The organism is Bacillus sp. SYZHCR11 (assembly GCF_057196865.1).
This window is the reverse complement of sequence record NZ_JBXUND010000005.1, coordinates 243,354-264,950: the sequence shown is the minus strand read 5'-3', so window position 1 is coordinate 264,950 and position 21,597 is coordinate 243,354. Positions and strand designations below refer to the sequence as shown.

Sequence of the window (21,597 nt, the reverse complement as noted above, 5' to 3'; positions counted from 1 at the left end):
TTCAACAAACAATAAAAGCAATATCTGTTGAAAGGGGTCTTTTATATGTATGTCGGACGTGATATGGGCGAATTGGCCATGATGCCCAAACAAGATTGGAGAGATTCAGAGCTCGCCTATTTCCATCATGCCTTCCAGCAAATTATGCCGTATTTAAACGAAGAAGGCCAGTCCAAATACCGGGAACTGATTCAGGAAATCGAAGCCCGCGGCGGACTGAAACGGAATGAAGCGGATTACGGCCACGGCACTCGCGTCAGCTATGACTGACGCTTTTTAGCGGCCGCTTTCTTCCGCCATTTTCCATATCTTTTGATGGGAAACGGGAAATGCGTATTCCTTGAGCTCCTCTTTTGTGACCCGTATGAATTCCGTTGTATCCGACACTTGTTTTACTTTACCGAAAAAGACCGAAATATTCCAGACGAGATGGGTGAAAACATGTTCTACGATGCCTTCCAGCTCCCCGATTTCAGCGGTTATTCCCATCTCTTTTTCTAAATAGGCTTCAAGCTGCTCTCTTTCGGTTTTGATTCCTTTCTGGGTTTCGGTATTCGGAAACTCCCACAAGTTGGCGAGCAAGCCTTTTGGCGGCCGTTTATGAATATAGACATCGCCTTGTTCGTCTGTCAGCACAACGGCTGCCATTGTTTTTATTCCGGGCTTTTTCTTTTTGCTTTTAACGGGCAGCTCCCGCTCTGTCCCTTCCGCAAATGCCGAACAGTGCTTTTGTACGGGGCAAAGCAGGCATGACGGTGATTTCGGGGTGCAGATGATCGCGCCGAGCTCCATTAAACCCTGATTGAATTCAGATGGTTTTTCATGAGAAATGAAAGCGGATACCGCCCGTTCGAAAATGGTTCTGGTTTTAGGTTTTGCGATATCGTCCCATATGGAAAGAATTCTCGACATGACACGCATCACATTGCCGTCTACGGCGGGAATCGGTTTGTTGTATGCGATGCTGAGCACGGCGCCTTTTGTATAAGGGCCGACGCCTTTCAGTCCGCCAAATTCCTTTTCCCCGGCAGGGACGACTCCCCCGTACCGCTCATGTACTTCTTTTACGGCACTTTGCAGATTTCTTACACGGGAGTAATAACCTAGCCCTTCCCAGGCTTTGAGCACTTTTTCCTCATCGGCTTCAGCGAGCGCCGAAACGGTCGGAAATTGCTCAACAAACCGCCGGAAATAAGGAATGACGGTATCTACGCGCGTCTGCTGCAGCATCACCTCTGACACCCACACCCGATACGGGTCCTGATTTTCTCTCCACGGCAGAATTCTCTGTTCTCTTTCGAACCATGTAATTAAGTCCTCGCGAAATTTGTCTATATCTTTTTGTTTCATTTTTTCTTCAAGTGCGTTCATATCTTCTCCTCAGATGTTTCGGGTTCCGCTTTTCTTGACACTGTATTTTGGTGTAAACTAAGGGCACGTTACGATAATATGTTACATTAAATAGTGATAAAGAAAAAGCGGAAACATATGAGAACGGCGGATAAACGCCATGATTGGGCAAACAGAAAATGGGGAATATCTTATAATGCGAAATATGCGGGCGGCTGTTTTTTAACGCCTGCTAGGAGGTCAACAATGGATACTGGCACTCACGTTGTCATGGGTATCGCGCTTGGCGGAATCGCAACTCTTGATCCTGCCGTCGGCATGCACACCCCCATGTCTCAGGCAGTTATGATCGCCGCGCTTGCCGGCTCTCAGGCACCTGATATTGATACCATATTGAAGCTGAAAAATAATGCCGTTTATATTCGAAATCATAGAGGATTCACGCACTCCATTCCCGCCGTATTATTTTGGTCCGTTCTGATTCCGGGCATTTTGTTTATGTTTTATCCGGAAGCGAACTTTTTGCACCTGTGGCTGTGGACGCTTCTGGCTGTCGTTTTGCATGTGTTTGTTGACATTTTTAACGCGTACGGCACACAGGCCATCCGTCCGTTTTCGAGAAAATGGATCGCTCTCGGTTTAATCAATACCTTTGATCCGTTTATTTTCGTCAGCCATTTGGCCGCGATTGCCGTTTGGTATATCGGAGGTCATCCGGGCGTGACATTTCTGATGCTTTATATCATCCTTGCAGGATATTACGCCGTCCGGTTTTTGATGCAGCTGCGGATAAAGCGAAGGCTGCGCGAAATGATTGAAGAGGAGATTGAAACCATCATTATTTCGCCGACGATGAAATTCAGGCAGTGGCGTATCGCCGTGACGACGGCGCATGCCTTTTATGTCGGCAGAAGCCTTGACGGCCATGTCGTGATATTGGATACATTCAACCGCGTGCCCGTTCCGGAAACCGATGTGATGAAGGCCGCGAAACAGGACGAAAATATTGCAGCCTTTCTTTCATTTTCCCCCGTTTACAGGTGGGAGGTCGATACTTTTAAAGATCATTATGAGGTGCGCTTTATTGATTTGCGCTACCGGAGCAAAGGCCACTATCCTTTTGTCGCCATCGTCCACCTCAGTCATGATTTAGAGCTTCTCTCTTCCTACACGGGCTGGATTTTCAGCGAGGAAAAACTGCAGAAAAAATTAAAGCTCGGCTCTGTTTAAGAGCCGGGCTTTTTTTGTCTTCTCACATATAATGCGGCAAACACGAGGCTGATCACCGATAGAGCGGCCGCGGGTTTAAAAAACGGCGGGTAATACGTTAATTGAATATCGTTTTTTCCTTTTTGCGCTTTAAATCCGATGAAGGAATAATCCGCTTTTTCAATCTGCTCTTTTCTGCCGTTTATCTTCAGCTCCCAGCCTTTTTCATATGGAATCGGAAGCATGATATACGGCGCGCTGGTTTTGTTTTCATACGAGATATGAAGCGTATTTCCGCGCCATCTGAGATCGGCCCGCGGTTCTTTTTCCGCTTTTCGGTATGCGTTTTTCAGCGTATCGTACCGTTCTTCGTAAAGCGCCAGTCTGTCAAGCTGATACGATCCTTTCGGCAGACGGATTTGGATGTTTTTTGTTTTCGGCACTCTGACAGTAAGATCGTTGACACCTGTTTTGTAAATGGATTGATTCGATTTTCTCGTTGTTGTGTAATCGTTCACTTTTAATGTAAAGCCCTGGTCCTTCGCTTTATTCTTCAAATAAAAGCTGACGTAATAATCGCCGCCGTCCATCTTAGCGGCTTGCGGCGTAATGATCAGGCCGCCGCCGTCTTCATTTACCGTCAGGATGCCGTCTTGATAATCGGCATGGTCGGCCGTTACCTTTGCCTGACGGATCATATTTTTCGCCTCAGGCGCTTTTTTCGTGTTGGCTGCGCTTGATTCCGTGATGATCCCGTCAAGCATTGCCCGTTCTCTGGCAAGGGCGGGCGCTTTTTTCAGACCGTCCTCGTTATATACGCGATCAGCTGTCCGTACGAACGGAAGCATATATTGATTTTGATAAACCGCATAATGGGATGATTCCATGATTTTTTTGAACCCGTACGGCACGCCGGCCCCGTTTGTTTTTTCCGTCATATAATATTTTCCGTAAAGCAGGCTGTATAAATTAGCCCTGTTTCCTAATGTCGCATAACGGCTGACGCTTTCTCTGCCCATGTCAATCCGGAGGTCGTTCCAGTAAAAGGACAGCAGATTGCTGTTCAGTATGCTTGAGTATACGCTGAATCCGTTGAACCCGTATATGATCGGGGTGTTATTGAAAACACCGTTCATCCAATCCAAACGGGCAAACGGATCAGGGTCTTTTTCTTTCAGGCGCTGAATGAGCTCTGTTTGTTCTTTGCCCTTATAGTCAGGACCCGTCATAAAGGTATGCGATACCGTATAAATCTTCCCGCCTTCTGATAACGCATATTTTTCATATGTATTAGCCGTCAGCACCGCCGTCAAGAGAATGACGGCATAGACGGCGGACACCGCGCCTTTCAGTCTTGTCTTTGCTGCAAGGAAAGCGGCAATGGTCAGCCCCAGAAGGAGCAGGATAGGCAGGTTGGCCTGATCAGAAATATCCAGGCTGAACCGTCTCACTTGGCTCCAATAGAGCAGAACGGCGAGTACGGCGGATATCAGCATACTCTTCATGCTGATGTCTGAAAGCTTAGAAAGCCCTGCTGCAACCGTTCCGGCAATCGTGAAGCACAGGACGTATTCAAACCTGTTTTGCGGAGCTGAAAAACCGTTAAAGGCGCTTGCCGCAAACGGACTGAAGTGAAACAGAATGTACAGCAGACTGATTCCCGCAAACAGCCGGAACAGCCGGTTTTTATATAAAGAAAATATAAATAGAAAAAGTAAAAAAACCGCCGGCAGAATGATTATCCGGCTTGAAAATAAAATGTTGTCGGAAAAATCAAGCCATGCAATTTGCTCTGAATACGGCGGCCGCAGATTATGAAGATATCCGTATACGACAGGGATAAAGGAAACTGCGCTTATGCCGAACCCGAGAAGGCCCGACAGAATAAATATCCTGCATTGAGCGAGCCTTTTCGCCTCATTGCCTTCAAGGGGGATCATCCACCTGAATAAGATATAAATGCCGATGAAAATCAGATTAATATACGCAAAATAAAAGTTGTTGATCAATGTCAGCGCACAGGCGAAGATAAACCACGCCGGCTTTTTTTCCCTGATGATTTTTTCCGCGCCGAGCACGAGCAGCGGCAGCCACACCATACTGTCAGTGAAAAAGTCCCAATACACCTCATGCCGGAAGTAGATAATCGAGACCCCGTACAACACGGCGCCGGCAAAAGCAGGCACCGTCCGTTTGACGAAATAGCGGAACACACACGCCGCCGTGAATATGATGAAACTCTGCTTGGCGATGCTGATAAAAACGGAGGCCTGCGCCCAAAACAGCGCATCAGCCTCACCCGTCAGCTGAATAAGCTGCAAAAAGCGGACAGCGGCGGAGATAAACAGGAATAGAAAAGAAGTAGAGAAATAATAGCCGAGCTGACTGTACACTCCCCCGCCCAGTCCGAACGAATAGCTGTAAAACAGCCTGCCGTTCATATATTGATCAAACAGCAGCTTTTTGAAGACCGCCATTTGGGCGATCCCGTCTCCAGACCCCGTCATATAGCGGCCTGCCGACCACTCTTTCAAGAAAAAAATATGAGCGGCTGCCGCAGCCAGCAAACAGGCTGCCGGCAAGATCCATTTATTTTTTTTCATACAACGTCCCCAGACCCTGCGCACAGCGGCGGCTGTTTAATGGTTCCACTTGCGCTTTTTTGTATAATTCGTTTCATTTTGTTCTCCGTACGTTATATTCGCTTCTTTAATTAAATAGTGCGGGCGTTTTTTTGTTTCATAGTAAATCCGGCCGATGTATTCTCCGATGATGCCGAGACTCAAAAGCTGGATGCCCCCTAAAAACAGCACGGCGGAAATAATGGTGAAGTATCCGGGTACGGACACGCCGTGTGTCAGAATATGAACAAAGGTCGTTACAATATAAACCATCGACAGAAGCAATATCAGAATACCGGTGAAAAAGCATACCCTGAGAGGCTTGTTGTTGAAGGAGACGACACCGTCCATTCCGTAGTTGAACAGATTGCTGAATGACCATTTGGACGTGCCGTTCTTCCTTTCGACATTTTCATAAAATACGATTTTCTGGTCAAACCCGATCCAGCAGAACAGCCCTTTCGAGAAACGGTTCCCTTCACTCAGCTTCAAAAGGGCATCAACGGCCTGCCGGCTCAGCAGGCGGAAATCTCCGACCCCGTCACGCAAGTCCACTTCGACGGCTTTGTTGATAAATTTATAATACAGGGAAGAAAGCACGGAACGCACGGGGCTGTCCCCTTTTCGGTTGCGCTGCGCGATGACTTGGTCATACCCTTCTTCATAGCCTTGAATGAAGTCTTTCAGCAGATGGGTCGGATGCTGCAGATCGGCGTCCATCACGATTACCGCTTCGCCCTGCACGTGTTCAAATCCTGCCAAAATGGCCGCTTCTTTCCCGAAGTTGCGGGAAAAAGATATGTATTTGACGCGATGGTTTCTGGCGGCCAGTTCTTTAATCTGCTGAAGGGTGTCATCCGCGCTTCCGTCATTGATGTAGAAAATTTCATAGTCATAATGAATCGTCTGAAATTCTTTTTTTAAAGATTCATGGATGAGCTTGACGTTGTTCCCTTCATTGTAAGACGGAATAATAATTGAGATTAACCTTTGTTTCATGAAGGCACCTTCTTTGTATTATTCTTTTTTTAGGACGGCCTTAAAGGAATTGTCCGCAAAACTTCAGTAAGGCTTTTCCTTTTTTTAATGACGTTTAAACCCTTTTTTTGTTACAGGGAAAGAAATTTTTTTCTGCATATGATCTATATTTTGTCATGTTTTTCGGCAGATATGAGAAAAAAAAGAAAAAGTCTGTACGGAGGACAGACTTTATTGCTGAAGGTATTCATGAATCAAATGGCTGACGATGCGCGGTTTTTCGTGAATGACCCAATGTGAGGCATCATCTATGAAGATTAAGTCGCCGTTTGGAATCATCCGTTTTGTTTCCTTGGCGAGCTTTTTGCTCAGCGCGCGGTCGTTGACGCCCCATATTAACCGGTACGGAACGGGCATTTTAAGCGGAACGGCAGGGCCTAAACCGCCGGCTCTGATCGCCCGGTACCAGTTCAGCATCGCCGTGAGCGCTCCTTTTCTGCCCCATGCTTCTTTGTAGCTGTCGACATCTTCCCGTGAAAAAAGCGCCGGGCGTTCAGATAAGCCGATCGCGTGATCCAATACGCGGTAATCGTCTTCAGACAATCTCCGTTCCGGCTTTTCCGGAAGCTGAAAGAAAGCGATATAAGAGCTTTTCTTCCACTGCGGCGGGTAGAACGGTGTGACCTTCCGCATAACCGCCGGGTGCGGGATATTGACCGTGATCAATTTTTCAACGTATTGCGGCCGCGTGGATGCCAAATGCCAGGCCACGGCTCCTCCCCAATCATGTCCGATGACGACGGCTTTGTCATCTGTAAAATGAGTGATCAGCCCGATAATGTCGTCTCTGAGCGTATCAATGGTATAGTTTTCAATGCCCTCCGGTTTGCCACTGAGATTATAGCCGCGCTGATCAGGCACGACAACATGGTATCCGGCATCCGCCAGCGGTTTGATCTGACTCTTCCAACCGTACCAGAATTCCGGAAACCCGTGCAGCAGCACCGCCAAAGGACCGTCTTTCGGACCGGCTGAAGCCGTGTGCAGCGTCACTCCGTTTGTTTCGATCATGTGAAACGTAATGTCATTCATCGATTCTCCTCCCCGTTTGTTTCAATCTTCTTTCAGTTAAGACGATGATCAGTACGCTGATCGCGATCAACAATACGGCCTGAACGATCAGGGCGAACGGCTGAGTCTGCCGGATAAGCAGGCTGACCGCAAATCCAGCTGCCGCCGAAATAAGGCCGAACAGAATCATGAGGAGCGCACTGAATCGATTGCCTTCTTTCCACTGCGACTCATCCGCCATAGAGCGCTTCGTCCGATATCCGTACAGGCTGTTGATCGACTTCGGCGGAAAAAACGCGACTGAAATGCCTGCCGCAGCCATCAGAAGGCCGCCGATTACCATTATCATATCCGTCACTCTCCTTTTCATCTTTTACGAAAGGAAAAGCGAAAGGTTTCAGAAAAAAAGCAGGCTTATTCGCCCGCCTGAATCTTTACTTTTGAGTTAAGTCGGCCGTTTTCACATAACCTGCTTTCCCGCCGTATGTGACGTACGCCCATTTACGGTCAAACCCTCCGTCATGGCTGAACCCCCAGCCGAGCACATTGACGGTTTCACCCGCTTTAACGGACTCTTTTTTGCCGGTTTCCAAAGTCGGCGTATAAAAATCGGTTTGTTTCGCGGTCACCGCCTTCACCGGCTGCTTCATCAGAAAATGCGTGGAAATATAGGCTTTGTGACCTTTGTAGTCAATTTCAGCCCAATCTGCTCCTTGAAGCCGTTTAACCTTTACGGAATCCTCTGAACGAAGCGTGCCGATAATCCGCCCTTGTTTATTGGGTTCTTTGCGGACATTAAGTTCTCCTGCTTTCACGATATATGTATCTGCTGCGGTGTCTATTTTTGTCTGATGAACTGCTGCGGCATTCGCTGCCGGATCAAAAAAAACGGTGCCTGCGGCTAAAAATAAGCAAAGTCCTGCGGCCGGAATAAATGCGGTTAACCCCTTTTTCATGTTCATTGTGGTTCCTCCCCGCTATTTTATAAGTTATTACACATTTCCACATTCCGCCGGTCGTCAAACATGATTTTCCCATTTCTTTTATAAAAAGAAAAAACCGCCGGACGGTATCCGGCGGGCGCACTGCTATATTAATGCAGGAGACCCCTGCTTTGATCCAAATAATGAGAAACGTCTTCCCGAACGCTTTGGAACATATGGAGCTTGCTGCCGTATGATTCGATCCATTCCTTGACGACGCGTTCCGTCATTTGCTCTCCTTGATACGGGCGGCCGGCTTTTGCGTAAGTCGCTTCGAAATCTCCCCATAAAAGCTCAACCCAAGTCCGCGCTTGCAAATAGCTGAGCATGTCATTTTTCTCAAGCAGCAAATTCGTCAGTTTGTCGATATATGTATTCATGTCTCTGTCTCCTTTCCTTGGGAAAACCTGCTGCTTTTACGCAGCTTGTCACAGGCATATACTAACTTTACGTCTTCAGTCCAGAAGGCGCAACCTTTTGATATTGGCCGAGGGGGAAAACAAATGGTCCGGAACAAAGCAAAAGGATTTCCTAATCAGAACAATAATAAGTTTGAAGGCGAACCGCGGGCAAAGGATGACTACGCTTCTAAACGAGCGGACGGTTCAATTAATTCGCACCCGCAAGAGCGCATGAGAGCTTCAGGCAGACGATAACACACACCGTAAGAGACCGGGAATGACCCGGTCTTTTTTTTGCGGAAAAAAACATCCTCTTGCGGTCATAACGCTAAATTAATTCCATAATATGTTAAATGTTAAACCGCAAGCCGGTAGACAAAAAAGGAGGGGTTTTATAAAATGAAGACAGTTTCAAAACGATTGCTGAGCCTTACCGCATTCTTACTGTCAGTTTCATTATTTGCTGTTTCAGCAGAAGCAGCGGGCAGCCCGCAGACATCTGTATCAAACAGCGGTGAGGAGTTTGACGCAAATCAGAATCAGCCTGTACAAACAACACAGACATCCCCCGCTTATGAAGGAACGGGCCTCACCAAAAGACAGCTTGCACAAAACAGCAAAGCTGACATCAAGTCATTAAAGCCTTCCAGTATTATTGGGACAGACGAACGAATCAGAATTTCTCCCACAACATCATTTCCATATCGCGCGACAGCACAGCTGACCGTTACATACAGCGGCAGCACAAGCACCTACGGATGCACCGGTTTTTTTGTCAATGCTGACACGATCGTTACGGCGGGACATTGCGTGTATGATCAGAAAAACGGCTGGGCATCGAAAATTACGGCAGCTCCCGGCCGCAACGGGTCATCGTACCCGTACGGCTCTTATTCAGGCAAGACCTTCTACAGTGTCAAAGGGTGGACAGAAAACGGTGACACAAACTATGACTACGGCGCAATCAAAGTAAACGGGTCGCCCGGGAATACTGTCGGCTGGTACGGCTATCGGACGACCAACAGTTCCAGTCCGGCCGGGCTTTCCTCAACCGTGACAGGGTATCCGTGCGACAAAGTGTCCGGTTCCATGTGGTCGGACAGCAAGCCGATACGTTCTGCCGAGACATATAAACTCACTTACACGACAGATACGTTCGGCTGCCAGAGCGGATCGCCCGTTTACCGCAATTACAGCGACACCGGCCAGACCGCCATTGCCATTCATACAAACGGCGGGTCGTCTTACAATCTGGGAACAAGGGTGACAAACAGTGTATTCGACAACATTCAATATTGGTCAAATCAATAAAGCTTTTGTCTTCTTTCTCGCGGCAGCCGTTTTATGCGGATGCGGCAAAGCGGATGATTCCGCCGCCAAAAAAGCACTGCCCGTTACGCTCCATGTTGAGAATGCAGACGGTTCACCGGCGGCCGGTGTGACGGTTACCGTGATGAAAGCGGCGGAGTCAGATCATCAGCCGAATATAGACCGCGGAGAGATAATAGGCAAGACTGATCACCACGGCGAGATGACATGGAAAAGCGGCGCGAAAGGAACCTATGCCGTTGTTTTTGAAAAAGACGGGGTACCGGAAACCCGGAATATTTCCTTAGCTGAGAGCGATAAACATACGGTGATCAGCATTACGTTGAAACATTGAAAAAAGCTTGCAGGCGGAATATCCCCTGCAAGCTTTTTGTTATCCTTTATGCACTTGGTATTCATAAACATCTTTCTTCTCAGACAGATGAGCGAACGTGGAAAGCACAAGGCCGAGAGCCGTCATCAGCGCACCGCCGGCAAACAGCCATGAGTAAGATCCCGTTCCCCCGAGAATCAAACCGCCGATCCAGGCGCCGAGCGCGTTTGCCAGGTTAAAGGCGGAAACGCTCACCGCAGCGGCTATTGTCGTGCCGTTTTCAGAGGAAGAAATAACCTTGGTCTGCAAAAGCGGCGGCGTGCCGAACGCACATGCGCCGAACAAAAATGTCGCTGAAACGGCTGCGGCGGGAAAAACAGCGATATAAGGAAAAATCGCCAAGACGCCGATCAGGCCGATCATCACACCGATCATCGTGCGCGTCAGCAGTTTGAGCGGCACTTTCCCCGCGAAGAAATTCCCCGCCACTCCGCCGAGACCGTAGGCAAATAATGCGCCTGTAATGCCGACTGTGCCGAACCCCGCTGAATCTCTTAAAATCGGCTCAATAAACGTGTAAGCGATAAAGACGCCTGAGTAGCCGAGAATGGTGATCGCAAAGGAAAAAATCACTTGTTTATGCTTAAAGACACTCCATTCATTCATCAGCATCGGAATCACTTTCGGTTTTCGGTTCGGTACGACCAGCATCAGTCCGATCAGCCCGATCAGGCCTAAAACAGAAATAATGAAAAAGACGGCCCGCCAGTTAAGGGCATCCCCTAAATAAGAGCCGAACGGAACGCCGAGCATCAGCGCCACGGTTAATCCGCCGTTCATGGAAGCCGCGGCGGCGGAACGTTTTTCAGGCGGCACCATTTCACTCGCAAACACCATGGCGATCGCAAAAAAAGCTCCGTGAATGGATGCGGATAAAATTCTGGAAATCGCCAGCACGGCGAAGTTCGGCGCAAAGACGCTCATCAGGTTGGCAAGCACGAAGATGCCCATCAACCCTAGCAGCACCGGCTTTCTCGGCAGCTTAACCGCGATAATAGTTACGATCGGGCCCGTCAGGCAGACGCTTGCCGCGTACGCCGTAACAAGCATGCCCGCTGAAGATACATGTATATGAAAGTCATCGGCAATCGACGTCAGAATACCCATAACAGCATATTCCGTATACCCGATGGAAAATGTGCAAATCATTAAAACAAAAATCATTAATTTCACAGATGGCTGTTTCATTTTGATATTCAACGCAAATCGCCTCCTTTTTATTAAAAAACAACGAATTCCATCTTAAAAGATATCAAAAATGAATTCAATCATTTTTTACTGAAAGGTTGAAACGAATGTGCCCGAAAAGAAAAAGAGGCCGGAACCGGCCTCTTTTGTTATTATTTTTCTTTTAAAACGGAAATCGGCAGTGCTTCTTCCCCGTCAGACGGAGAAGATCTGTGTCCCCAGGCGAATACGCCGTTGATGTAATCAATGCGGAAAGTGTCATCAGAACCTTCTATCTGATACACCCCGCCGGGCCGAAAGTCTTCCGGGTTCAGCATGTAAGCTTTGGCCATCGTAATTTTCCGTTCAAGCACGGCCAGTTCATTTACAATGCCCATCTGTTCCGCTTTACGCGCTTTTTCCGTCAGTCCCGCAATTTCTGTCTGTAGTTCATGAGGCGTCATTTGACTGTATCGTTTGTCCATTTCAGTTTACTCCTCTTCCTGCAAGAATTGATCAATATCGTCAATCGAGAATCCTTTTCTGAATAAGTACTGTTTGACCTTCATTCCGCTTTCATAGCTGCCGTCATAGCGGTATTTCCTGATCGCTTTTTCCGCATGAGCCTTCAGAGCTTCCATCTCGGCTTCATCATCATTTTCATACTCCGTCTGCTCCAGAGCGGCATTGATGACGTCGAAAGGGAAACCTTTTCGCTGAAGCTGCATCTGCGCCCGCTGTCTGATCTCTTTTGTGGACAGCTTTTTGTCTTTTTTGAGGATTTTGCCGATATGTTTCAGCGCTTCTTGTATCTGCTCATCAAATGTAAACGCGCTGAGCGTCTCCTTGATGGTATCGTCGTCTATTCCTTTCGCTTTCAGCTCGCGGAACAGGACGTCAGGGCCTTTGCCGTTTGTTTTTTTGTGGGTGCTCGCATAGGCTTCGGCAAATTCTTTGTCATTTAAGTAGCGGTAATCGTACAGTTTATGGATGACTTCAGAAATGACCATGTCCGGTGTTTCTTTTTTCTTCAGGTGATCCCGGACTTCTTTTTCAGACCGCATCCGATATGATAAAAATTCTACGGCGCGGTTAAAGGCTTTTTTCACGTCATCACCGTGCTGGATTTCAAGAATGTCAAGCTCGTCCAGTTCTTTCCCTTTTTTCAGGTCAAAACGCACAAGCACGTCGGCATCGACGCTGAATGCATATTTCTCATCAAGAAAGATGTTGAAGCGCTCGGTATTTTTCTTTTGGGTCGATATTTTTGTAATAAACGGCATCCCGGTCTCCTTTCCCGCCCCGATGTTCAGGCGTTTTTCTTTTTGGCAAATGAGGTACAGTATATGTATAAACGTGTAAGGAGAGATGGATATGAATATCGCGATGACAGGCGGCACTGGTTTTCTGGGCCGGCATCTGACAGGTGTGTTTACCCGCCGGGGACATCATGTCTATATTTTATCAAGAAAACAGAGAGAAACCGAACAAAAAAATGTGACATATGTTCAATGGCTGGCCGAAAACGCGGCGCCTGAGCGCGAGCTTCCCCCTATTGATGTATGGGTGAACCTCGCCGGCAAATCCATCTTTGACCGCTGGACGGACACAACGAAGGAACAAATCATTTCAAGCAGAATAGAAGCGACGAGAGAAGTCAGACGGATTATGAAGCAGCAGCCGAAAAAACCCCGGGCTTTGATTCAGGCAAGCGCAGTCGGCATTTACGGCACAAGCACAGAGAAAACGTTCACTGAGCAGTCCGATACGTCAAATGAAGACTTTCTCAGTCATACGGCTCATATGTGGGAGCGTGAAGGCCAGAAAATTGAAGCGCTCGGCATCCGGACGGTATATGCCAGATTCGGCGTGATGCTCGGTGAAAAAGGCGCCCTGCCGCTCATGGTTCTCCCTTATAAGCTGTTAGCGGGCGGCACCGTCGGCTCTGGACGGCAGTGGCTGTCATGGGTTCATGTCGATGACGCCGCGGAACTTATTGCTTTTGCGGCGGAGCATGATGACTTGTCCGGTCCCATGAATGTAACATCGCCGAATCCCGTAGAAATGAAGCAATTCGGAAAGACGATCGCAAGCGTTCTGCACCGCCCCCATTGGATTCCCGTACCGGAATTTTTTCTGGAGAAGGCCTTGGGAGAAATGAGCCTGCTGATCGTAAAAGGCCAGCGCGCCCTGCCTAAGCAGGCGCTGACATCCGGTTTTCAATTTACGTATGAAGAACTTGAGTTGGCTTTAAAGGATATCTTATCTGCATAAAAACGGAAATAAAAGCCAATCCTATTGGTATTCTGTTTTGAAGGAGGGTCTTCTTTTATGGAAAAGAAGCGCGAAAAACATCAGCAGGGAGCCAATCTGAAAAAAATGCAGGAAGTCCTTTATTCCGGTGAATTCAAAAAAGCGGAAAGAGCAGCCAAACGGAAATAAACTGAATAAATATCGGGACCGGGCAGATACTATGTTTGTTTGATATCACTTTTTTCAGGGGGCGATTGATATGGGCAGAAATCATACTCACAAAAACCGTGATAAAAACAAACAAAAACTTCCTCAAGTTCCGGATGCTTTGAAACGCGAAACAGACGGCACGTACGAGGAATATTCAAGCGAGCTTGCTGATTCCGCTGACCGCGAAGCGCAGGCGCGGATGAAAGCCGCTGACAACAGAGCTAAAAGCAAAACCCGCTAATACGAAATCCCCGCCTCTGTATAGAGACGGGGATTTTTTTACAACTCGGTAAACAGGCTTTTTGCCGGCGTCCGTTCTTTCGCCTTAGGCTGTTCATCCGGATAGCCCGTTTGAATGATGGCGGCGAAGCGCTCATTGTCTGCCAGACCGAAGTCTTGGTGCACCTGTTTGTCATACATGATGCGGCCGCTTTTCCAGACCATGCCGATGCCGTTTTCATGTGCGAGCAGCTGAAGGTTTTGAATCATGCCGCTCAGCGCCGCGAAATCATCGTTTCTCGTAAATTCATTTTCATCTTCTTTTAAGACGACAAGCAAAAATCCCGGAACGGCGCTGAGGTTTTTTCTCATGTTCCGCTCTTTTTCCTCGTTGAAATCATCTTTTATTTTTTTGAAAAATGAGACGTAGCTGTCCGCAAGCTTCGCTTTTCCCGCTTCGCTTGCTGCGTAGATAAAACGCCATGGCTCCGTCAGTCTGTGGTTCGGCGCGTAAACGGCCGTTTCAAGCATATCTAATATAACTTCAGAAGGTACGGTTTCCGGTTTAAACGACCGGATGGATCTTCTGTTTCTGATTGTATGTGCAAGACTTTCGTTTTGATGTAGTTGTTCGGTTTTCGGCATGCCGATTCACCTTCCTATTCAATTGAAAATGATTATCATTTATAATATAACGGATACGACCGTCTTTTGTAAACCGTTACGGAAGCTGAAAATTGATTGATTCGGCATACACGGCCGTTCCCGTCATCTCGATTTTCATCTTTTCGTTATCTTCTGTAATCCTGATTTCCACTTTTCCGTCTTTCCCGATTTCCTGGCCTTGTTCAATCGTGAGGCATTCGGCTTCAGAGCCTCCGTATTCCCGCATATAGGCCGCCATAACGCCTGAAGCGGTTCCCGTGACGGGATCTTCGGTCGTTCCGGAGAAAGGGGAAGAAAAATGGCGTCCGTGCAGATCACTTTCCGGATGAACGGTTTCCAGAGAAAACGGATGAACGCTCGCTTTCGGAAGATCGCGCAAAACAGCGGGGAATTGTGCGTTGTCCGGCACCATATTCCGTGATGCTTGAAGTGATCTCAGCGGAACAATCAGTGTCCAGATCCCCGTTGATCCGTAAACAATCGGCAGCTCGCTGTGAAAATCCTCAGCCGTAATCCCGAGCGAGGCCGCAAGCTTTTCTTTGTCTCCCGTAAACGGCAGAAATTGCGGGGGTGCCTGTTCGAGCGTGATGTATACCCGGCCGTTTCGTTCAGCGGCTTTTGCGGGAAGAATACCGGCTTTTGTCTCAATTTGATATGTCTGATCAGCCTGAAGCCTTCCCTTTTCAATTAATGCGTAAAGAGAGGCGACGGTAGCATGTCCGCATAAATTCATTTCGTGGCCGGGTGTAAAATAGCGGATGCGCAGATCGGCTTCTCCGCTTTTGCAGAGAAATGAGGTTTCATTGTACCCTGCCATTTCGGCGATCATCTGCATCTCTTCATCTGAATAATCATCTCCGTTAAAGACGATTCCCGCGGGATTTCCCAAAACAGGAATATCGGTAAACGCTTCATATTTAAACACGGTTGCCTGTTTCATTCATCAGCCTTCCTTTCACCTTATGATCATGTTATTCAGTATAACAGAGTAAATTTAGAATTTTTGGTTAATTCTTCAAAAAAAAAAAAAAAAAGACGCCTTTTAACGGCGTCTTTTTTTGGTTTTTCCGATCAGGCGGGTGACGAGAATCATCGTGACGGACAGCGATCTGTTTTTACGGTACGCCAAGTATTTCCCGCGCCACTCCGGTTTGTATTTTTCTTTAAAGGCCCGCAGCCCGCTGAAGCTGTACATATACCGGACGTTGTTGAAAATGACGGCCGCGATTCTTTCCGACCAGAAAGATGTAAAAGCCGTTCCTACGTTTGACAAAGGCGCCATGCCCATATTAAAGGTGGTATAGCCTTTTTCCTGCGCCCAGAGAAACAGACGGATGAAAAGCGCGTCCATAATACCGTTCGGCGCACTTTTCCGATAACGCATCAAGTCGACTGATATCTCGCCTTCCTGATACATCGGCATCAGGTTGGCAAAAGCGATGATCTCCCCTTCCGCGTCTTTCACGTAAGCAATCGGCGCCTGTTCCAGATAATCCCGGTCGAAGAAACCGAGAGAAAAACCTTTCTCTTTTTTCGGTCCGAGCCATTCGTCCGATATGTCTTTCAGCTTGGCGATAAACTCGGAGGAAAACGGCGGTTCCCCGACATGAAATGTGTAGCCTTCGCGGTCAAATTTGTTGTTAATCGCCCGCAGCCCCGCTTTTTTCTTACCTGACAGCGTAAATGCTTCCATATCCACGAACGCCTCTTCTCCGAGCTTGAAGAAGTTATAGCCGAAGTCATGGTACAGCGCCAGATCTTCACGTTCGATCTGATAAAACATGACACTCAGCCCCTGCTTATGCGCTTCATTCAGAAATTCCTCAATCACAAGCGGAAAAGAGTCTCTCTGTCCTGACGGATCACCGAGCACGACAAGCCTTCTGGAAATCTGGCCGAACAATAAAAGCGCTTTGCCGTCGCTTGAGAAATAAAACCGCTTATCCCCGAGAAAGCCGAGATGGCTGAGGGCGTTTCCGCCTTCTTCCGCCAAAAAGGACTTCAGCCGTTCAGGGTCGGCCTTTTCTCCGATCGGCTTCGATCTTTTATGATAAAAGACCGTAAACAACAGGAAAAACAGCGGCACAACAATAATGGCCGTCATCGTGGCATATGTAATGTGCGAATTGTTATGAACGAAATAATCGTGGCGCAGCAGCCGATTCATTTTATCCCAGATAAAGCCGGCAATGAGATTGTAGTTAAACAAGGCGATAATAAACAGAGCGGCCGCAAAAATCATCTGGCCGAGCGTATACGATGCCTGCTCTCTGATAAACTGCCGCTTTAACAGCACCAGCAATACGATGACGACAGGCAGAATAAAGATCGCGCTGATGTTCAATCCTTTTAAAAAACTGAACACAAAACCGCCGACCAGCGCGGCAACCGCCATTGAATAAGAACGTTTCGTCCGTTTGTATAATTCAATCGGCAAGATTAAAAGAATCAAAGCCGCGCTTAACGATAACGCGTTAAACGCAAGGAGCGCCGGGCGCGGAATATGCGGGATGACCGTCTCCCTGTCAATCGGCAGGGCAACGGACGCCAGCACAACGACTCCCGCCATGAAAACCAAAAGCGACAGCGAACCGTAAAGCACTCTGATTAAGATGGCGCGCTGGAATACGAGAAGCACGTTCGTCGTTTCCACGGCGGGCGCCATCTTCGGATTTGATTCCAGCCGTTTAAGCGTATTTTCCGTTAAATCGCCGGCCGCAAAGAACAGCCCGAACACAAACGGAATAAATGAATACACAATCCGGTAGATGACGATGGATGTCACAACCGCCTCCTGCGGAAAGCCCATATTCTGCATGCCGAGCAGAAACAGAAGGTCAAACGAACCGAATCCTCCCGGCACAAGGCTGATGATTCCCCCGATAGCGGCAATGGCAAATACACCGAATACATGGCGGACATCCGCGTGAATCCCCATGACATACAGGGAATAATACATGACGACAGCCGCCGCAAACCATTCGGCAAACGATGCCCCGATGTAAGAAAAAACCGGATGCCTCGGTTTTGCTTCACCATCTTCTGCGCGAGCTTTTTTATTGTTGATCCAAGCGGCGATTAAGGCTGCCGGCACAATAAGCGCCACTCCGGCGATTACAGCCCATAGCCACGGTTTCTCACCTGTAATCTCACCGACCGGCAGAATGCGGGCAATGGTCAGGATACTGAAGACGGACAGCCCGAGCAGCGCTGAGGACGTAAGCCAGGCGATGCCTGCGACAAGGCGTTTTACGTCATTCGTATGCTCTTTGTAAAGCATCGTCCGCAGCCCGACGCCCGCCAGACCGCCGAATCCAAGGACATTGTTAAAGGAATTGGCGATAAAGGAGACCCTGAATACTTTCCAATTCGGAATGTTGAGGCGAAGCGTCCGTTTCAGCACAAAGTCATAAAAGGACATCGCGCTGACGGCAAGGAGACCGAGCAGAACGAGAATAAATAAATCGTAACGCTCAATCCCGTTAATAATATACAGCGTTCGTTTAAAAGAAAGGTCTGTCAATTCCTTTTTGGACTGATAAATGACTAAAAGCAAAACTGCAATAGGAAATAATACTTTTAATATCGATAAGGCATTCTTTTTAGTCAGCAATGTTCTCTCCAATCATCATAAAATAGCTTATTTATTATAATTCCCCCAATAATCTCCAACATATTATACACTACCACCTCACATTCAAACAAAACTCGTCTGCAACTTTCTTTCTCTGATTAAAATCAGTAATATGGTATGCAGGAGTATGAATGAGGAAGTGAGACGATGGATTATAATCTGCATGATACAACGGTATTAGGCGGCGATATTTTTTCTCCTGAGGAACGGGATATTTGGGTGCTGTACATGAAAGTGATGACCTCGGCGGGACTCGGCGATGTGTCGGAGTGGATGAAGCTTGATATGAGCATGCCGCAAATGAAGGTGCTGATGCTTCTGAACAACCACGGGACGCTTAAGGTGAGTGACATAGCGGAGAAAATGGGCGCTTCTCTTTCAAATACGACGGGGCTCCTTGACCGTTTAGAAAAATCATGTTTCATTACACGCGCTCCGTCAGAAGAAGACCGCCGTTCAGTCGTCGTTCAATTAACGGAAAACGCGAAAGATATTTTCCGCAGCCTTTATCAAAAAGGACATGTAAAATTGAAGCGTTCATTGGAAACGCTGACCGCTGAAGAAAAACAAACGGTCAATCAAGGACTTGCCATCTTGGCAAGAGCCCTTGATTCTTCCAAACAGGCATAGAGATGAAAAAGGCCTGCCGGTATCGGCGGCCTTTTTTTGTTTGACATTTAATTCACTCTAAGTGAATAATATATTCGAAGTGAATTAAAAACGGAAGGATTGATCAGTATGCCGGATCCATTGCAAACAGAAAAAAACCAGAGCCGGGCCATCACTCTTTTTACGATCGGTGTGTTCATGGCGGCGCTGGACAACGGAATTATTTCCGCTGCTCTGACGACGATTAACAGCTCTTTTGATGTTTCTCCTTCATGGGGATCATGGGGAGTGACCCTTTACACACTGGGACTCAGTGTCAGTGTGCCGATTGTCGGCAAGCTGTCGGACCGATACGGGCGGAAAAAACTGTTTATGATGGAAGTCGGCCTGTTCGGACTCGGCTCTTTGCTTGTCGCACTCAGTCAGAGCTTCCCGATGTTTTTGGCGGCACGGCTCATTCAGGCGCTTGGCGGCGGCGGAATTTTTATAATCGGGAGTTCGCATGTGCTGGCCGTGCTTCCGAAGGAGAAACAGGGGAAAGCTCTCGGGCTTTTAGGGGCGATGAACGGTATGGCGGCCGTCCTCGGACCGAATATCGGGAGCTTTTTGCTTGATGTAACCGGATCGTGGCATTGGCTGTTCTTGATTAACCTGCCGATTGCCGCCGCTTTGGTTGTGTGCGGCGGTTTGTTTATCGCTGAAACGAAAGAGCCTGAGGCGAAACGGCTTGATCTCGCCGGCACAATGCTGCTGTCTCTTGCGATCTTATCTTGTATGATCGGTATCACGAATCTCGATGGGGCGAAGCTGTCAGAAAGCATAATGGACGTAAAGGTGTACGGGTATCTTTTGGGAGCGGCACTTCTCTTTCTGGTGCTGCTTAAGGTCGAAAAGCGGGTTGAAAACCGGGGGGGCGATCCGATTCTCGCCTACTCGCTGCTGCAAAATAAAGTGTTTCAATGGACGCTTGTCATCGGATTTTTATCGGGAGGGCTGCTCGCTGCGGTCATTTTTATTCCTTCTTATGCGGAGCAATATTTGCACGTATCGGCGGAGAAAGCGGGTTATTGGATGACGCCGCTTGCGTTGGCGTCAGGCATCGGAGCGTGGCTCGGCGGGGCGGTCACGGATAAAAAAGGACCGGTCTTCTCCGCGGTTGTATCAGGCGCCATCGCCTTTGCGGGCTTCAGCCTGTTTCCGTTATGGGTGACGGATAAATGGGAATTTGTCACGGCGAGTGTCATTGCGGGGATCGGTTTCGGATTTCTGCTCGGGGCTCCGCTGAATGTGCTTGTATCAGAAACGGCGGGCCAAAACAAAGGAACAGCGCTCGGCACGCTGTCACTCGTAAGGCAGGTCGGGCTGACGCTCGCTCCGGCTTTATATGCCGGCTTCATTACAGCGGGCTTTGACCGGATCGGAGAGGACATTAAAAACCGCTTAACGAAAAGCGGCATTCCCGCTGATCAGGCGCAAACGCCCGATATCGGCGGCGGACTTTCTTCGTTGCAGGAGCAGGTAAGCCGAATCCCCGTTCCCGCCGTCAAAAAAGCGGTTTCTGATGCGATTGAAGCGGGCATTTCCAGCGGCTACCACCATCTTTATACGGCAGCCGCCGTCATTTCATTATGCACGATTGTATCTGCGGCTGTTTTGGCGTTTTTCCGGAAGCCGGCATCCTCTAAGACAGATGCCAGCCCATCCGCCGGGAAAGCTCAGTAATATGGGCGATGTGATGTTCAGAGTGCCAGACATATAGCCCGAGCGCCTGTTCCAGCGTAACCGTCTCTTTAGATACAGGATGGAAGTATGTCCGTTTGAATTGGGCTTCCGTCATGGAGCGCAAAAGAGCGGCCCATCTTCTGTGCAGGATCGTTAACAGCTCAAGCGCATCCCCGCAAGCGGCTGTTTTGGAATCATGAAGAGCGGCCCAGCCTTTTTCATCATAAGGACGGATTTCCGGTTCATTCTCCGTTAAGCTCAATTTAAACCGGGTATAGCCGTTCATGTGGCTGTCCGCCAGATGGTGAACCACTTGGCGGACAGTCCATCCCCCTTCGCGGTACGGCGTATCAAGCTGACTGGCCGACATCGCTCTGACAGCTTGGTTCAGTTTAGCCGGAGCGTGTTCCAGCGCATTAATCCATTCTTGTTTCTGTCCGGCCGAAATCGATTCAGCCGGCTGATACTCTCCGATCGGATGGCTGAGGGTTTGTTTTTCCATTTTTGTCTCTCTCCCGCTGCTCGTATTATGAAAGTATGATGGTGATGTCGCAGCCTTCCGCTTTCGCTTCACGAAAGACCTCAAGCACACTCTCGGCGCCATTTTCTGTAAGCTGCTTGCTTTGTTCAAACTGTCTCCATTCTAAAACAAGGGGGTACTCCACCCATCCGGTCAGACAGTCCCATAAAGCGTCAAGGTTTTCACCGTAGTACTCAGGAAGGGCAAGTTCCTTTTTCAATGTCTGGTGCAGGTCGCTCATACTTCTGATTTGCTCCCCGTTAATAACTGCTTTATTCATGC

25 protein-coding genes are annotated in these 21,597 nt (G+C 48.3%); 10 read left to right on the top strand and 15 right to left on the bottom strand.

Annotated features, from left to right (window positions below; all coding sequences use genetic code 11):
- Positions 1-45 precede the first annotated feature (45 nt).
- On the top strand, positions 46-270 hold the full coding sequence (locus tag AC2CGA_RS17975; protein ID WP_003155479.1) for a hypothetical protein: 225 nt from the start codon (positions 46-48) through the stop codon (positions 268-270).
- A gap of 6 nt (positions 271-276) precedes the next feature.
- On the opposite strand, the gene mutY is transcribed toward AC2CGA_RS17975, so the two are convergent.
- A complete protein-coding gene (gene mutY, locus AC2CGA_RS17970; RefSeq protein WP_058906653.1) occupies positions 277-1,371 on the bottom strand; it encodes an A/G-specific adenine glycosylase in 1,095 nt (364 codons plus the stop codon).
- Between the two features lie 225 nt (positions 1,372-1,596).
- Here mutY and AC2CGA_RS17965 point away from each other — a divergent pair, with 225 nt between their 5' ends.
- Positions 1,597-2,580, top strand: a complete 984-nt coding sequence (locus AC2CGA_RS17965; RefSeq protein ID WP_003155481.1) for a metal-dependent hydrolase — start codon at positions 1,597-1,599, stop codon at positions 2,578-2,580.
- On the opposite strand, the gene AC2CGA_RS17960 is transcribed toward AC2CGA_RS17965, so the two are convergent.
- From AC2CGA_RS17960 to AC2CGA_RS17935, 6 genes are all read right to left on the bottom strand, one after another.
- Positions 2,577-5,162 carry a YfhO family protein gene (locus AC2CGA_RS17960; protein WP_484480262.1) on the bottom strand — a complete coding sequence of 862 codons (2,586 nt, stop codon included), beginning with the start codon at positions 5,160-5,162 and terminating at the stop codon, positions 2,577-2,579. The genes AC2CGA_RS17965 and AC2CGA_RS17960 overlap by 4 nt on opposite strands.
- A 36-nt stretch (positions 5,163-5,198) precedes the next feature.
- Positions 5,199-6,179: a glycosyltransferase family 2 protein gene (locus tag AC2CGA_RS17955; protein ID WP_003155484.1), complete on the bottom strand. Its 981-nt coding sequence runs from the start codon at positions 6,177-6,179 to the stop codon at positions 5,199-5,201.
- Positions 6,180-6,389: 210 nt separating this feature from the next.
- Positions 6,390-7,250 (bottom strand): alpha/beta fold hydrolase, encoded by an 861-nt coding sequence (locus AC2CGA_RS17950; protein ID WP_003155486.1) that lies wholly within the window; start codon positions 7,248-7,250, stop codon positions 6,390-6,392.
- Complete coding sequence (locus AC2CGA_RS17945) at positions 7,243-7,578, bottom strand: SdpI family protein (RefSeq protein ID WP_024085035.1); 336 nt, start codon at positions 7,576-7,578, stop codon at positions 7,243-7,245. The genes AC2CGA_RS17950 and AC2CGA_RS17945 overlap by 8 nt, the downstream gene beginning before the upstream one ends.
- Before the next feature lie 85 nt (positions 7,579-7,663).
- Positions 7,664-8,191 (bottom strand): SH3 domain-containing protein, encoded by a 528-nt coding sequence (locus AC2CGA_RS17940; protein ID WP_024085034.1) that lies wholly within the window; start codon positions 8,189-8,191, stop codon positions 7,664-7,666.
- A 131-nt stretch (positions 8,192-8,322) separates the two neighbouring features.
- Positions 8,323-8,592, bottom strand: a complete 270-nt coding sequence (locus AC2CGA_RS17935; RefSeq protein ID WP_003155492.1) for a YfhJ family protein — start codon at positions 8,590-8,592, stop codon at positions 8,323-8,325.
- 123 nt (positions 8,593-8,715) lie between these two features.
- On the opposite strand from AC2CGA_RS17935, the gene AC2CGA_RS17930 reads away from it, so the two are divergent.
- The 3 genes from AC2CGA_RS17930 (at position 8,716) to AC2CGA_RS17920 (ending at position 10,276) form a co-directional block, all read left to right on the top strand.
- Complete coding sequence (locus AC2CGA_RS17930) at positions 8,716-8,868, top strand: small, acid-soluble spore protein K (protein ID WP_003155495.1); 153 nt, start codon at positions 8,716-8,718, stop codon at positions 8,866-8,868.
- Between the two features lie 144 nt (positions 8,869-9,012).
- Entirely contained in the window at positions 9,013-9,924 is a 912-nt protein-coding gene (locus tag AC2CGA_RS17925; RefSeq protein ID WP_003155497.1) for a trypsin-like serine peptidase, read from the top strand.
- Positions 9,887-10,276: a DUF2606 family protein gene (locus AC2CGA_RS17920; RefSeq protein ID WP_024085032.1), complete on the top strand. Its 390-nt coding sequence runs from the start codon at positions 9,887-9,889 to the stop codon at positions 10,274-10,276. Before AC2CGA_RS17925 ends, AC2CGA_RS17920 begins: the two co-directional genes overlap by 38 nt.
- A 39-nt stretch (positions 10,277-10,315) precedes the next feature.
- On the opposite strand, the gene AC2CGA_RS17915 is transcribed toward AC2CGA_RS17920, so the two are convergent.
- The 3 genes from AC2CGA_RS17915 to recX form a co-directional block, all read right to left on the bottom strand.
- Positions 10,316-11,509 carry an MFS transporter gene (locus tag AC2CGA_RS17915; protein ID WP_025650229.1) on the bottom strand — a complete coding sequence of 398 codons (1,194 nt, stop codon included), beginning with the start codon at positions 11,507-11,509 and terminating at the stop codon, positions 10,316-10,318.
- A 146-nt stretch (positions 11,510-11,655) separates the two neighbouring features.
- On the bottom strand, positions 11,656-11,967 hold the full coding sequence (locus AC2CGA_RS17910; protein WP_003155501.1) for a YfhH family protein: 312 nt from the start codon (positions 11,965-11,967) through the stop codon (positions 11,656-11,658).
- Between the two features lie 6 nt (positions 11,968-11,973).
- The gene (gene recX / locus AC2CGA_RS17905; protein ID WP_003155502.1) at positions 11,974-12,765 is read right to left on the bottom strand and encodes a recombination regulator RecX; all 792 of its coding nucleotides are present in this window, start codon (positions 12,763-12,765) and stop codon (positions 11,974-11,976) included.
- A gap of 91 nt (positions 12,766-12,856) precedes the next feature.
- Between recX and AC2CGA_RS17900 the strand changes: the two genes are divergently transcribed.
- From AC2CGA_RS17900 to AC2CGA_RS17890, 3 genes are all read left to right on the top strand, one after another.
- Positions 12,857-13,756, top strand: coding sequence for a TIGR01777 family oxidoreductase (locus AC2CGA_RS17900; protein WP_032857468.1), 900 nt, complete (start codon positions 12,857-12,859; stop codon positions 13,754-13,756).
- A 57-nt stretch (positions 13,757-13,813) separates the two neighbouring features.
- Entirely contained in the window at positions 13,814-13,924 is a 111-nt protein-coding gene (locus AC2CGA_RS17895; RefSeq protein ID WP_003155504.1) for a YfhE family protein, read from the top strand.
- Between the two features lie 70 nt (positions 13,925-13,994).
- Complete coding sequence (locus tag AC2CGA_RS17890) at positions 13,995-14,186, top strand: YfhD family protein (protein WP_003155508.1); 192 nt, start codon at positions 13,995-13,997, stop codon at positions 14,184-14,186.
- 38 nt (positions 14,187-14,224) lie between these two features.
- Here the strand turns inward: AC2CGA_RS17890 and AC2CGA_RS17885 are convergent, their stop codons facing one another.
- The 3 genes from AC2CGA_RS17885 to mprF form a co-directional block, all read right to left on the bottom strand.
- Entirely contained in the window at positions 14,225-14,809 is a 585-nt protein-coding gene (locus tag AC2CGA_RS17885) for a nitroreductase family protein (protein ID WP_109567808.1), read from the bottom strand.
- Positions 14,810-14,885: 76 nt separating this feature from the next.
- The gene (locus AC2CGA_RS17880) at positions 14,886-15,770 is read right to left on the bottom strand and encodes a PhzF family phenazine biosynthesis isomerase (protein WP_109567807.1); all 885 of its coding nucleotides are present in this window, start codon (positions 15,768-15,770) and stop codon (positions 14,886-14,888) included.
- A 102-nt stretch (positions 15,771-15,872) separates the two neighbouring features.
- Positions 15,873-18,443 carry a bifunctional lysylphosphatidylglycerol flippase/synthetase MprF gene (gene mprF, locus AC2CGA_RS17875; protein ID WP_015388528.1) on the bottom strand — a complete coding sequence of 857 codons (2,571 nt, stop codon included), beginning with the start codon at positions 18,441-18,443 and terminating at the stop codon, positions 15,873-15,875.
- A 168-nt stretch (positions 18,444-18,611) separates the two neighbouring features.
- Here mprF and AC2CGA_RS17870 point away from each other — a divergent pair, with 168 nt between their 5' ends.
- Positions 18,612-19,094, top strand: a complete 483-nt coding sequence (locus AC2CGA_RS17870) for a MarR family transcriptional regulator (RefSeq protein ID WP_003155512.1) — start codon at positions 18,612-18,614, stop codon at positions 19,092-19,094.
- 108 nt (positions 19,095-19,202) lie between these two features.
- On the top strand, positions 19,203-20,795 hold the full coding sequence (locus AC2CGA_RS17865; protein ID WP_015388529.1) for an MFS transporter: 1,593 nt from the start codon (positions 19,203-19,205) through the stop codon (positions 20,793-20,795).
- Here AC2CGA_RS17865 and bstA read toward each other — a convergent pair.
- Both bstA and AC2CGA_RS17855 read right to left on the bottom strand, forming a co-directional pair.
- Positions 20,755-21,297 (bottom strand): bacillithiol transferase BstA, encoded by a 543-nt coding sequence (gene bstA / locus AC2CGA_RS17860; protein WP_003155514.1) that lies wholly within the window; start codon positions 21,295-21,297, stop codon positions 20,755-20,757. The two genes, AC2CGA_RS17865 and bstA, sit on opposite strands and share 41 nt — an antisense overlap.
- 25 nt (positions 21,298-21,322) lie before the next feature.
- Positions 21,323-21,595 (bottom strand): ribonuclease inhibitor Barstar, encoded by a 273-nt coding sequence (locus tag AC2CGA_RS17855; protein WP_003155515.1) that lies wholly within the window; start codon positions 21,593-21,595, stop codon positions 21,323-21,325.
- Positions 21,596-21,597 lie beyond the last annotated feature (2 nt).

What these genes read in the sequence shown, in the direction of transcription:
- AC2CGA_RS17975 (WP_003155479.1), top strand. Translation starts at nt 46, where the DNA reads ATGTATGTCGGACGTGATATGGGCGAATTGGCCATGATGCCCAAACAA.
- mutY (WP_058906653.1), bottom strand. Translation starts at nt 1,371, where the DNA reads ATGAACGCACTTGAAGAAAAAATGAAACAAAAAGATATAGACAAATTT.
- AC2CGA_RS17965 (WP_003155481.1), top strand. Translation starts at nt 1,597, where the DNA reads ATGGATACTGGCACTCACGTTGTCATGGGTATCGCGCTTGGCGGAATC.
- AC2CGA_RS17960 (WP_484480262.1), bottom strand. Translation starts at nt 5,162, where the DNA reads ATGAAAAAAAATAAATGGATCTTGCCGGCAGCCTGTTTGCTGGCTGCG.
- AC2CGA_RS17955 (WP_003155484.1), bottom strand. Translation starts at nt 6,179, where the DNA reads ATGAAACAAAGGTTAATCTCAATTATTATTCCGTCTTACAATGAAGGG.
- AC2CGA_RS17950 (WP_003155486.1), bottom strand. Translation starts at nt 7,250, where the DNA reads ATGAATGACATTACGTTTCACATGATCGAAACAAACGGAGTGACGCTG.
- AC2CGA_RS17945 (WP_024085035.1), bottom strand. Translation starts at nt 7,578, where the DNA reads ATGATAATGGTAATCGGCGGCCTTCTGATGGCTGCGGCAGGCATTTCA.
- AC2CGA_RS17940 (WP_024085034.1), bottom strand. Translation starts at nt 8,191, where the DNA reads ATGAACATGAAAAAGGGGTTAACCGCATTTATTCCGGCCGCAGGACTT.
- AC2CGA_RS17935 (WP_003155492.1), bottom strand. Translation starts at nt 8,592, where the DNA reads ATGAATACATATATCGACAAACTGACGAATTTGCTGCTTGAGAAAAAT.
- AC2CGA_RS17930 (WP_003155495.1), top strand. Translation starts at nt 8,716, where the DNA reads ATGGTCCGGAACAAAGCAAAAGGATTTCCTAATCAGAACAATAATAAG.
- AC2CGA_RS17925 (WP_003155497.1), top strand. Translation starts at nt 9,013, where the DNA reads ATGAAGACAGTTTCAAAACGATTGCTGAGCCTTACCGCATTCTTACTG.
- AC2CGA_RS17910 (WP_003155501.1), bottom strand. Translation starts at nt 11,967, where the DNA reads ATGGACAAACGATACAGTCAAATGACGCCTCATGAACTACAGACAGAA.
- recX (WP_003155502.1), bottom strand. Translation starts at nt 12,765, where the DNA reads ATGCCGTTTATTACAAAAATATCGACCCAAAAGAAAAATACCGAGCGC.
- AC2CGA_RS17900 (WP_032857468.1), top strand. Translation starts at nt 12,857, where the DNA reads ATGAATATCGCGATGACAGGCGGCACTGGTTTTCTGGGCCGGCATCTG.
- AC2CGA_RS17895 (WP_003155504.1), top strand. Translation starts at nt 13,814, where the DNA reads ATGGAAAAGAAGCGCGAAAAACATCAGCAGGGAGCCAATCTGAAAAAA.
- AC2CGA_RS17890 (WP_003155508.1), top strand. Translation starts at nt 13,995, where the DNA reads ATGGGCAGAAATCATACTCACAAAAACCGTGATAAAAACAAACAAAAA.
- AC2CGA_RS17885 (WP_109567808.1), bottom strand. Translation starts at nt 14,809, where the DNA reads ATGCCGAAAACCGAACAACTACATCAAAACGAAAGTCTTGCACATACA.
- AC2CGA_RS17880 (WP_109567807.1), bottom strand. Translation starts at nt 15,770, where the DNA reads ATGAAACAGGCAACCGTGTTTAAATATGAAGCGTTTACCGATATTCCT.
- AC2CGA_RS17870 (WP_003155512.1), top strand. Translation starts at nt 18,612, where the DNA reads ATGGATTATAATCTGCATGATACAACGGTATTAGGCGGCGATATTTTT.
- AC2CGA_RS17865 (WP_015388529.1), top strand. Translation starts at nt 19,203, where the DNA reads ATGCCGGATCCATTGCAAACAGAAAAAAACCAGAGCCGGGCCATCACT.
- bstA (WP_003155514.1), bottom strand. Translation starts at nt 21,297, where the DNA reads ATGGAAAAACAAACCCTCAGCCATCCGATCGGAGAGTATCAGCCGGCT.
- AC2CGA_RS17855 (WP_003155515.1), bottom strand. Translation starts at nt 21,595, where the DNA reads ATGAATAAAGCAGTTATTAACGGGGAGCAAATCAGAAGTATGAGCGAC.